The 9727-nt window shown below is 68.1% G+C and carries 11 protein-coding genes and 1 pseudogene; 6 read left to right on the top strand and 6 right to left on the bottom strand.

Going from position 1 to position 9727, the window contains the following annotated elements; translation table 11 throughout:
• Positions 1 to 201: pseudogene (locus SB771_RS10455) on the bottom strand (hypothetical protein); the annotation flags it as partial.
• A gap of 100 nt (positions 202 to 301) precedes the next feature.
• Between SB771_RS10455 and SB771_RS10450 the strand changes: the two are divergent.
• Together SB771_RS10450 and SB771_RS10445 are read left to right on the top strand one after the other, a co-directional pair.
• On the top strand, positions 302 to 1129 hold the full coding sequence (locus SB771_RS10450; protein ID WP_175660806.1) for an alpha/beta hydrolase: 828 nt from the start codon (positions 302 to 304) through the stop codon (positions 1127 to 1129).
• Positions 1130 to 1289: 160 nt separating this feature from the next.
• Positions 1290 to 2183 (top strand): LysR family transcriptional regulator, encoded by an 894-nt coding sequence (locus SB771_RS10445; RefSeq protein WP_175660807.1) that lies wholly within the window; start codon positions 1290 to 1292, stop codon positions 2181 to 2183.
• 67 nt (positions 2184 to 2250) lie between these two features.
• On the opposite strand, the gene SB771_RS10440 is transcribed toward SB771_RS10445, so the two are convergent.
• Both SB771_RS10440 and SB771_RS10435 read right to left on the bottom strand, forming a co-directional pair.
• On the bottom strand, positions 2251 to 3708 hold the full coding sequence (locus SB771_RS10440; RefSeq protein WP_175660808.1) for an MFS transporter: 1458 nt from the start codon (positions 3706 to 3708) through the stop codon (positions 2251 to 2253).
• A gap of 453 nt (positions 3709 to 4161) precedes the next feature.
• Complete coding sequence (locus SB771_RS10435; protein ID WP_244096785.1) at positions 4162 to 5385, bottom strand: hypothetical protein; 1224 nt, start codon at positions 5383 to 5385, stop codon at positions 4162 to 4164.
• A 211-nt stretch (positions 5386 to 5596) separates the two neighbouring features.
• On the opposite strand from SB771_RS10435, the gene SB771_RS10430 reads away from it, so the two are divergent.
• From SB771_RS10430 to SB771_RS10415, 4 genes are all read left to right on the top strand, one after another.
• A complete protein-coding gene (locus tag SB771_RS10430; RefSeq protein ID WP_175660810.1) occupies positions 5597 to 6697 on the top strand; it encodes an NAD(P)H-dependent flavin oxidoreductase in 1101 nt (366 codons plus the stop codon).
• A 193-nt stretch (positions 6698 to 6890) separates the two neighbouring features.
• Positions 6891 to 7262 carry a GFA family protein gene (locus SB771_RS10425; RefSeq protein ID WP_165751433.1) on the top strand — a complete coding sequence of 124 codons (372 nt, stop codon included), beginning with the start codon at positions 6891 to 6893 and terminating at the stop codon, positions 7260 to 7262.
• Positions 7259 to 7399 carry a hypothetical protein gene (locus tag SB771_RS10420; RefSeq protein WP_175660811.1) on the top strand — a complete coding sequence of 47 codons (141 nt, stop codon included), beginning with the start codon at positions 7259 to 7261 and terminating at the stop codon, positions 7397 to 7399. Before SB771_RS10425 ends, SB771_RS10420 begins: the two co-directional genes overlap by 4 nt.
• Before the next feature lie 135 nt (positions 7400 to 7534).
• Positions 7535 to 7990, top strand: coding sequence for a MarR family winged helix-turn-helix transcriptional regulator (locus SB771_RS10415; RefSeq protein WP_165751435.1), 456 nt, complete (start codon positions 7535 to 7537; stop codon positions 7988 to 7990).
• 111 nt (positions 7991 to 8101) lie between these two features.
• Here the strand turns inward: SB771_RS10415 and SB771_RS10410 are convergent, their stop codons facing one another.
• The 3 genes from SB771_RS10410 to SB771_RS10400 form a co-directional block, all read right to left on the bottom strand.
• Complete coding sequence (locus tag SB771_RS10410) at positions 8102 to 8824, bottom strand: GNAT family N-acetyltransferase (protein ID WP_175660812.1); 723 nt, start codon at positions 8822 to 8824, stop codon at positions 8102 to 8104.
• Between the two features lie 141 nt (positions 8825 to 8965).
• Positions 8966 to 9295 (bottom strand): DUF4148 domain-containing protein, encoded by a 330-nt coding sequence (locus SB771_RS10405; protein ID WP_175660813.1) that lies wholly within the window; start codon positions 9293 to 9295, stop codon positions 8966 to 8968.
• Between the two features lie 72 nt (positions 9296 to 9367).
• Positions 9368 to 9694, bottom strand: a complete 327-nt coding sequence (locus SB771_RS10400) for a DUF4148 domain-containing protein (protein ID WP_175660814.1) — start codon at positions 9692 to 9694, stop codon at positions 9368 to 9370.
• Between the last annotated feature and the right edge of the window lie 33 nt (positions 9695 to 9727).

Genomic DNA, 9727 nt, shown 5'->3' with positions numbered 1-9727 from the left:
GCTCGTTTGCTCGTTTGCTCGTTTGCTCGTTTGCTCGTTTGCTCGTTTGCTCGTTTGCTCGTTTGCTCGTTTGCTCGTTTGCTCGCGCGGCGGCACGACGTGCCAGCCGCGCGGCAGTCCTCCGCCGAAAGCGGACAGGCGCACGCCGCAGCCGCCGATTCCGGATAGCCGGCCCCGGTCGCGCTGCGGATAATGGAGCAACGGCGCCGGCCCGTCCGGCGCCTTCGCCGCGGGCGCCGTGAATGTCCTCGCGTCATCCGCCTATCCGCGTATTCGCCTATCCGACCCGGACACTTTCCGAATGACGATCCTCTATCGCGGCATGGACCGCGCGGCGCTCGACGCCGCCTACCTCAACACGAAAGCCATTGCCGATTTCCCGGCCGTGCTCGCATCGTGCCAGGCACGCAGCAGGGCGCTTTACGACGCGACGCCCGGGCAGCGCGACCTGCGTTACGGCGCGCGCCCGGCGCAGCGCTTCGACTGGCTGCGCTGCGGCCGGCCCGACGCGCCGCTGTTCGTGTTTATTCATGGCGGCTACTGGCAGCACTGCGCGAAAGAGGATTTCGCGTACGCGGCCGCCGGGCCGCTCGCGCGCGGCTTCGACGTCGTGCTCGCGGAATACACGCTTGCCCCGGCCGCATCGATGACCGACATCGTCGGCGAGATCGGCGCGTTGCTCGACTACCTGTCGATCGATCCCGACGGCATCGGCACCGCAGGACGGCCGATCCACCTGAGCGGTCACTCGGCGGGCGGCCACCTGACGGCCGTGCATCGCGCGCATCCGGCCGTCGTGTCGGCGCTTGCGATCAGCCCGCTCGTCGATCTCGAACCGATCTCGCTGTGCGTGCTTAACGACAGACTGCAGCTCACCGCGCACGAAATCGCCGCGTACAGCCCGCTGCGTCATATCGGGCCCGGCGCGCCGACCGTCGTCGCGGTCGGCGCGGCCGAGTTGCCGGAACTCGTGCGGCACGCCCACGAATACGCGCACGCATGCGAGGCGGCCGGCGAGCGGATCGCGCGCGCGTGGCTGCCCGGCATGCAGCACTTCACGGTGCTCGACGATCTCGCGACACCCGACAGCGCGATGCTCGCCGCGTTGCAGGCGATCGCGCCGCGCTGAGCGCGACGTATTGCGCCAAGTCGTACGAATCCGCACGAATCCGCACGGATTCGCCACGAGGCACACCGGTTCGCACCGCGCGCGGCCGGGCGTATGATCGGCATCGGGCCGGTCCGGTGCCGTTCGTCCACGCCGCATGGCTTTCCCCAGGGACCTCATCATGGTGAACCCGCTTCATTTCGATCTGCAGTCGCTGCGCGTGTTCGCGCTCGTCGCCGAGCACGGCAGCCTGACCAAGGCGGCCGAACACGGCCAGCTCACGCTGTCCGCGGTCAGCAAGCGGATCGCCGAGCTCGAGAGCGTGACCGGCAGCGCGCTGTTCGTGCGGCATGCGCGCGGCGTCGAGCTGACGCCGGCGGGCCGCGCGCTACTCGACCACGCGGCGAAGGTCATCGAGCAGGTCAACCGGATGGCGCACGAGATGAGCGACTACGTCGCCGGCGTGCGCGGCCACATTCACGTGTGGGCCAACACGTCGGCCATCGTCCAGTTCCTGCCAGCCGATCTCGCCGCGTTCCTCACCGACAACCCCGGCATCAAGGTCAGTCTCGAGGAGCGGTTGAGCCACGAGATCGTCGACGCGCTCGGCTCCGGCAAGGCCGATCTCGGCGTGTTCGCGGACAACGTGCCCGCACCCGGCATCGAACGGCGGCTGTACCGGCGCGACGAGCTCGTGCTGCTCGTGCCGCGCGGGCATCGCTTCGCCGCGCACGACAGCATCCGCTTCGCGGATACGCTCGATGAAGATTACGTCGGCCTGAGCGGCGGCAGCTCGCTGCTCGCGCGGATGACCGACGCCGCGTTCGCGGCCGAGCGCTCGCTGAAGCTGCGCATCCAGGTATCGAATTTCGACGGCGTGAGCCGGATGATCGAGGCCGGGCTCGGAATCGGCGTGCTGCCGCGCGACGCGGTGACCGGCGAGCGCGCGGCGCGGCTCGGCGTCGTGAAGCTCGACGACGCGTGGGCGACGCGCACGCTGTGGGTCGGCGTGAAGGCCGGCACCGTGCTGACTACTGACATCGCGAAGCTGTTCGATTTCATGTCGGCACGCTGAACGAGCGGAACGCGCCGCACGCGAAGCCCGGGGCGCGCATGCGCACGCCCCGGCGCAGCGCGCCGCGTCATACCGGGTTGATGTCGTCCTGGCTGCGCCGCGTGGTCAGCGGCCCGAGCACTCGCAACGTGACGGCGACGATGCCGAGCGCGACCGAGATCACGCCGAACATCGCACCCGCGCCGTGTGCGACCAGCACCGGCAGCAGCACGAACGGCAGTGCGCCGCTGACGATGCGCGACAGCGCGTACGTGCTGCCGATCGCAGTCGACCGTACGCGCGCCGGGAAAATCTCCGCCTGGTACACGTGATAGGCGTTGCTGAACACGTTCGACGCGCAGGTCGTCAGGAAACCGAAGCAGACGATCAGCGCCGTATTGCCCGAATACGCGAAGCACAGCCCGAACGCGGCGATCGACAGGATCGACACGATCACGAGCGTGCGTCGCTCGATCCAGTTCAGCAACGGAATCGACAGCAGCGAGCCGATCGGATAACCGATGAACGACAGCGCAATGAACAGCGTGCTGTCCGTCACGTCGAAACCGCGGCTCTTGACGACCGTGCCCGCGAGCGTGCCGAAGCCGTAATAGCCGAAGCCCTGGAGCAGGTGGAACACCGCGAGCATCAGGTAGCGCGCGCCGTAGGGCCGGTGGCGCAGCAGCGCGATGCGCTCGCCGAGACTCAGCGGCCGCTGCGGTTCGGCGGACGCCGCGAACTGCTCGGGCACGCGCACGCCGGCGCTCTCCGCGAAGCGCCGCGCCGCGGCATGCGCCTCCGCCGTACGGCCCTGCGCGAGCAGCCAGCGCGGGCTCTCCGGCAGCCGGTGCTGGATCAGCAGCACGTACACGGCGCCGAGGCTGCCGATCGCGAGGATGATGCGCCAGCCGGCCACGCCCGCGACGTGAAGCGGGTTCAGCCATAGCGCGAGGAAGCCGACCAGCGGCACCGCGACGTATGAGGTCGTATAGGCCCACGCGGCGAGCCGCCCGCGCTTTTCCTTCGGCAGGATTTCCGACAGGAAGCTGTCGGCGACCGGGTAGATCGCGCCGACACCGATGCCCGTCAGGAACCGGCATGCCACCAGCATGTCGGCATTCACCGAGAACGCGCCGATCAGCGAAAACGCGCTGTACCAGACGAGCGTCATCAGGAACGCCTTGCGCCGTCCGATGCGGTCCGCGAGGCTGCCGAGACACATCGCGCCGACGAACATCCCGATGAATGCCGAGGCCAGCAGCAGCTTGAAATCGGCGCTTTGCCGGCTCAGCCCGTATTCGTTCTGCAACGCGGAACCGATCGTGCTGACGAGGAAGATCTCGTACATGTCGAAGAACAGCCCGATGCCGATCACCCAGACGACGAACCGGTGCAGCGCACCGACCGGCAGATCGTCCATGAATTCGCCGAGCGTGATGGCGCGGGCGGGCAGGGCCGTCGCATCGGCGCCGGCCCGGGCCGCGGGCGGTACGGCGGACGCGGGATCTCCTGCGGTGCCGCCAAGGTCGAGGGATTGGCTGTTCATCGTGTCTCCTGATTATCGATTTGCCGTGGCGCGACACCCGGCCGTTCGCGGCCGGCCCTGTGGGCCCGCTCGCACGACGCGACGCACGTGCCCGCCAAGCCCGTGAAAGGCCGGATGCGCGGGGGGCGCCGATCGTCCGAAACATGGTGGGCGAATTTGCGCGGCTCGATAATTGCGGATGCCTCAAGCATCCTTTCCTGCGCAGAAAGGCTGCGGAACGCCCGCGGGACGGGCGTCGGACGGTGCGGCGGCCGCTGCGGGAACACGAGGGCAGGGAAAACCATCGGTGGTGTGGCGCGTGTCTGGCGCTTCGTGATGCCGTCGCGCGCGGTTCGGTATCGGCCAGGTTGGCCTGGCGTCGCACAACGGAGCTGGGGACTCCGTTTCGCGCGTTCGTCGGTGTGCGGCGATCGATCGAGCGCATAGGGCGCATAGGGCGCGCATCGTTGCCGCTCATGGCGACGCGCACGGATCGGAACGCCCGGCCGTCGCGGTCGCACCTGCACCTGCACCTGCACCTGCACCTGCATCGGCACTGGCGTCCGCACCGGCATTGACATCCGCCCCGGCACCGCCGCCAGCATCGCCTCCGGCGTCGCCCCGTTCACCCCGGACCGTATCGGACGCAACAGCCTGCAACCTTGCCGCCAGGTCGGGCGCGATGCCAAGTTGCGCGGCCGCTTGCTCGCGCGGGCCGAAGGTTCGGACGTCGACGCCGGCGATCTGCTGGAACAACACGAGCGCGCTCAGGTAAGCGCCCGACACGCCCGGATGCAGATAGTCGGGCCGCGAGATCGGCGGGTCGTTCCGCTCACGCATGCCGTACCACAGCAGCGGCGCGCCGGACCGCACATACGGGTCGGGATCGGCAACACCGGTCGCCCATGCGCGCTGCCACGCGCGGCCGACCGGCGCGACCGCGGCGATCGACGGATCGGTGCGGCGCGCACGATCAAATGCATCGCGATACGCGGCGACGATGTCGGCGAGACGCTCGACGTAGCGTGCGTGAAAACCGTCGCTGCCCGGCCCGCCCGCGAGCGCTTTCGCGAGATCGGCGCGCGGCCAGGTTTCATACAGATAGACACGCGCTTGCGGCGCCGCCGCACGAATGCCGCGCGCCAGCTTCGCTACGCTCGCACAGAAACCGGCCGGATCGCTCGCGCGGCTGTGCGTGAGCGCAAACGGCAGCGGCTTGGCGCTCAGCTCCTGCAGAACGACCGCATCCCACGTGGGCCGATCGATCACGTCCGATGCCACGCGGGCATGTTTCGCGAGACTCGTCGCCGACATCGCCTCGAGGTGCACGTCGTAGTCGAGCCCGGCTTCGACGGCAAGGCGCGCGAAGATCCCCGGAATTCCACCCCACGGGCCCGGCTCGCGTTCCGCGCGGGCATCGGTCCGCCCGAAGTTTTCGTCGACGACCTGCGCGGTGCCCCCGACGCCCTGGCTGCGGGCGCGCATTGCGCCGTACGAACGCACGGGCGCGTAACGGCCGTGTGTGAGGCTGTCGCCGACGAACAGGATGCGCTGCGGCGCGCGGGCCGCCGGCGCGGGCGCGCCGCCCGGCACGTCCGCGGCAAAGGCGGCCGTCGCTGGCCCGGCGATCAGCAACACGGCGAGGCACGTCCGCGCGCAACGCGTGACCAGGCAAAGGAACGAGGGTACGGCAGGCATGTCGGTCATCTCGGGGTTCCGGAAGAACGCGTGGCCGCAGTATTTCACGAAGGGGCGCGACGTGGCATCTGCCGTTCGGCCGACTTGGAGGCGGTTTCCCGGTCCGCTATCCTGAGCGCTGGATTTCTGAAACGCCGGCCCGCCGGCCGCCCCGCATGCCCGCCGGCATGCTTCCCGTTTGTGTTCGCGCCGCCCACAGGAGACGCACGACATGATTCCCTCGACCGACAACCGGACGCTGTTGCGCACCCTCGGCATCCGCACCCCGATCATCCAGGCGCCGATGGCCGGCGTCAGCACGCCCGCGCTGGCGGCAGCCGTGTCGAATGCGGGCGGCCTCGGCTCGCTGGGCGTCGGCGCGACGAACGCCGCCGGCGCGCGCAAGTTGATCCGCGACACGCGCGCGCTCACCGACCGGCCGTTCAACATCAACCTGTTCTGCCACCAGCCGGCCCGTGCCGACGCCGCCGTCGAACGCGCGTGGCTCGACTGGCTCGCGCCCGCATTTCGCGAACACGGCGCGACACCGCCGGCGTCGCTGTCGGAGATCTATACGAGCTTCGTCGCGGACGATGAAATGCTCGCGATGCTGGTCGAAGAAAAACCGGCCGTCGTGAGCTTTCATTTCGGGTTGCCGTCCGACGAGGCAATCGCGATGTTGAAGCGCGCGGGCGTCACGCTGTTCGCGACCGCGACAAATCCCGACGAAGCCCGGCAGATCGCCGCGGCCGGCATCGATGCGATCGTCGCGCAAGGCATCGAGGCCGGCGGGCACCGTGGCGTGTTCGACTCGACGGCGCACGACGATCGGCTCGGCACGTTCGCGCTCACGCGCCTGATCGTGCGCGAATGCGCGCTGCCGGTGATCGCCGCCGGCGGCATCATGGACGGCGACGGCATCGCCGCGGCGCTCGCGCTCGGCGCGCAGGCCGCGCAGCTCGGCACCGCCTTCGTCGCATGCCCGGAGACATCGATCGACGACGGCTATCGCCACGCGATCCTCGGCGACGCGGCGCGCCGCACGACGTTCACGAGCGCGATCTCCGGCCGGCTCGCGCGCGGCATCGCGAACCGGTTGACCGCGCTCGGCGACGATCCGCACGCGCCGGCCACGCCGGCCTATCCGATCGCGTACGACGCCGGCAAGGCACTGCATGCGGCCGCGAAGGCAACAGGCGAGTTCGGCTACGGTGCGCAGTGGGCCGGGCAGGCGGCGCCCCTCGTCCGGTCGCTGCCGGCGGCTGAGCTGTTCGCGACGCTCGAGCGCGAGACGCGAGCGGCCATCGCGCGGTTGCAGCACGTGCTGGACTGATTCCCGGGCCCGCGCCGCGCGCCGCGGGCTGGGCGAATGCGCAGCGATGCCACCGCAATGCGCAATGCGCAACGCACGGCGCCGGCCACAAAATTGCAATGTTCTGTATCCGAGCGCCGCGCGGATACAACGCGATACAAAGCATGGACCCGCGCCCGCTATAAAGCAGGCATGACCTCCTGAGGAGCACGACATGTCTGCAACATGGTTCAACGGATCCTGCCATTGCGGCGCCGTGAAATTCGAAGTCCGGACCGCGCTTGCGCCAGCGACCCGCTGCAACTGCAGCCTCTGCCGCCGTCGCGGCGCGCTGATGAGCCCGATGTTCGATGCAAGCGAACTGAAGATCGTCGCAGGCGAGAGCGCGTTGACCAGCTACCGGTTCAACACGCACACGGCCCACCACTTTTTCTGCAGCCGGTGCGGGATCTACCCGTTCCACCAGACGCGCAAGGATCCCGCGTGCTGGCGGGTCAATCTCGGCTGCCTCGAGGGTGTCGATCCGTACGCGCTCGAAGCCACGGTCGCCAACGGTGCGAGCCTTTCGGTCGTGGAGGACGCATGAAACGCTGGCTGATGATCCTGCTGTTCGCCGCGGGCGGCCTCGCAACCGAAATCGCCCATCCGGTGCAGTGTTCGCTGCTGTCGATCAGCCGGCAGCGGGTCGGCACCCGCCGGGGTCGGAACGACGGCCAGTACTGAACATACAAGTGCGGGGCGGGCGCGGCGCGTATCGCATGCTGTTAATCGGAAACGATAATCATGCTTCCGATAAGATCGCACGCGATATATAATCGGTTCATCTGCGACACGATCCCGTGTCGAGGGAGGACGCTCATGAAACCGACCGACGCACCATCGCCAGCCACGCCGAAACTGTCAGAGTTCCTGTGCTTTGCGATCTACTCGACGAACCTCGCGTTCGGCAAGGCATACAAGCCGATCCTGGAAGAGCTTGGCCTCACGTACACGCAATACATCACGATCATTGCGCTATGGGAGGAGGACAACCAGACGGTCGGGCAGCTCGGCGAAAAGCTGTTCCTCGAATCGAACACGTTGACGCCGATCCTGAAGAAACTCGAGGCGATGGGCTATCTGGAGCGGCACCGCGATCCGTCCGACGAGCGCCAGGTGCTCGTGAGCCTGACGAAAAGCGGCCGCCGCGTGCGCGAGAAGGGGCTCGACATGGATCTCGTCGAAGCCACCGGGTTGAAGCCCGACGAATTCGCGAAGATGCAGAAGGCGATCGTCACGCTGCGCGGCAACCTGATCGATTCGATCGACGAATAGACACGCGCCGGCGGCGCAGCTGCCGCCGGCCATCGCCGAAATTTTCCGCAATTTCCGTAGTTTCCACACACGTCCGGCGATCGCGGCCGACGCACCGCCGCGACCCGGCCGTTACGGCCGGCTCTCCGCACGCTCCAGCACCAGCAAATGCATGTCGCGGCGCGTCACGAAGCCGAGTGCCCGATAGCGCTCGATCGCGACGTGATTCGACGTGAGCACGTGCAGAAACGGCGTTTCCTCTCGCGCACGGATGGTCGCGATCAATGAGCGGATCAGTCCGGCCGCGAGCCCTTGGCCCCGAAACGCCGGATCCACGCACACCGCGCTGATCTCCGCATGGCCGCCGGCTCGGAGCCGCTGACCTGTCATAGCGACGAGCCGGCCCTGCCTACGCACACCGATATAGCCGCCGAATTCGATCGTGCGCGGGCCGAACGGGCCGGGTTCCGTCGCCGCGATCAGCGCGAGCATCTCCGGCACGTCGGCTTCGGTCAGCGGCACATGCTCCGAAGGATCCGCGTCGTCGAGCGTTCCCTGCCAGATCATCTGATGCAGCGTCGCGCGCCGGACCACTGAAAGACCGACCGGCGTCGGAATCTCGTCCGGCGAGAACAGTGCCGCCGGCCCGTAGGCGTCGATCAGTCCGTGCAACGCGTCGAACGCGGCCGGGCTGCGGTCGGCCATGCCGGCAAATGGCGCGAGCGCCGGCGGAAACCGCCGCGCACGCACGTCGCCGAGCGCAAAGCGGTGCTGCTCGCCCGCGAGCGCATGCCACACGACGTTGTCGAGCGGATGCGATCCGCCTTCTTCGTGTCCCGCCGTTGCTTCCCGCATCGCGTGCTCCTTGATTGAACGCTGTCCGCCGCACAGCATAGACGCGATCGGTCACGCAGGTTGCAGGCAAACAAAAAGCGCACGCGATTACATCGCATGCGCTTTATTTGACGGGCGGTATCGCCGATTTCGTCGTGACGTTCAATGACCGAAATAGATCGAGCGCTCGGCCATGCGAATCGTGCTGCGACCGCCGGATTGCGTCGCGCCGTCAGCGTTGCTGCCATAACCGGCTGCCTGCGTGTCGGCCGCCGTCGCGCCGTTGTCGCGAACCCGCTTCAGCGCGGCCTGCAGGTTGTCCGGATAGTTCGGATCGTTCGGGCGATTCGGCAGATAGCCGGCCTGCTGGAGCGCGGCCAGCTCCGCCCGCACCTGCGCGCGCGTCACGGTGGTTTCGGCGGCGAAAACCGGTGCGGCAACGGAAGCCGACACGGCGACGAGCAGGGCTGCAATCAGTTGAGTCTTCATCATTCACCTCGATGGAAAAGAGCGTATTCAGGGTTGTCCGCGCACGCCGGCACGCGATGTCGGTCGCGGTTTCGTTCAATGGCCGAAGTAGATCGAACGCTCGGCGACACGCGTGACGGCACGGCTGCCCGACTGCGTGACGGCGGCGGCGTCGCTGCCGTAACCTGCCGTCGTCGTATCGGCCGCGACGGCGTCGTTCGCGTGGATACGCGTCAGCGCGGCCTGCAGGTCGTCCGGATAGTGCGGATCGTTCGCGCGGCCCGGCGCATAGCCGGCCTGCTGCAACTGGACGAGTTCGGCACGCACTTGCGCACGCGTCACGACGGCTTCACTGGCAAAGGCCGGAGCGGCAACAGCGGCGGACACGGCAACGAGAAGGGTAGCGATCAGTTGGGTTTTCATCATTTACCTCGACAAGAATAGGGTGGGTGATTC

The organism is Burkholderia sp. SIMBA_051, from assembly GCF_046534915.1.
GTDB classification, from domain to species: Bacteria; Pseudomonadota; Gammaproteobacteria; order Burkholderiales; family Burkholderiaceae; genus Burkholderia; species Burkholderia ambifaria.
The sequence above is the reverse complement of the archived record's forward strand: the minus strand, read 5'-3'. Positions and strand labels throughout refer to the sequence as shown.

What these genes read in the sequence shown, in the direction of transcription:
- SB771_RS10450 (WP_175660806.1), top strand. Translation starts at nt 302, where the DNA reads ATGACGATCCTCTATCGCGGCATGGACCGCGCGGCGCTCGACGCCGCC.
- SB771_RS10445 (WP_175660807.1), top strand. Translation starts at nt 1,290, where the DNA reads ATGGTGAACCCGCTTCATTTCGATCTGCAGTCGCTGCGCGTGTTCGCG.
- SB771_RS10440 (WP_175660808.1), bottom strand. Translation starts at nt 3,708, where the DNA reads ATGAACAGCCAATCCCTCGACCTTGGCGGCACCGCAGGAGATCCCGCG.
- SB771_RS10435 (WP_244096785.1), bottom strand. Translation starts at nt 5,385, where the DNA reads ATGCCTGCCGTACCCTCGTTCCTTTGCCTGGTCACGCGTTGCGCGCGG.
- SB771_RS10430 (WP_175660810.1), top strand. Translation starts at nt 5,597, where the DNA reads ATGATTCCCTCGACCGACAACCGGACGCTGTTGCGCACCCTCGGCATC.
- SB771_RS10425 (WP_165751433.1), top strand. Translation starts at nt 6,891, where the DNA reads ATGTCTGCAACATGGTTCAACGGATCCTGCCATTGCGGCGCCGTGAAA.
- SB771_RS10420 (WP_175660811.1), top strand. Translation starts at nt 7,259, where the DNA reads ATGAAACGCTGGCTGATGATCCTGCTGTTCGCCGCGGGCGGCCTCGCA.
- SB771_RS10415 (WP_165751435.1), top strand. Translation starts at nt 7,535, where the DNA reads ATGAAACCGACCGACGCACCATCGCCAGCCACGCCGAAACTGTCAGAG.
- SB771_RS10410 (WP_175660812.1), bottom strand. Translation starts at nt 8,824, where the DNA reads ATGCGGGAAGCAACGGCGGGACACGAAGAAGGCGGATCGCATCCGCTC.
- SB771_RS10405 (WP_175660813.1), bottom strand. Translation starts at nt 9,295, where the DNA reads ATGATGAAGACTCAACTGATTGCAGCCCTGCTCGTCGCCGTGTCGGCT.
- SB771_RS10400 (WP_175660814.1), bottom strand. Translation starts at nt 9,694, where the DNA reads ATGAAAACCCAACTGATCGCTACCCTTCTCGTTGCCGTGTCCGCCGCT.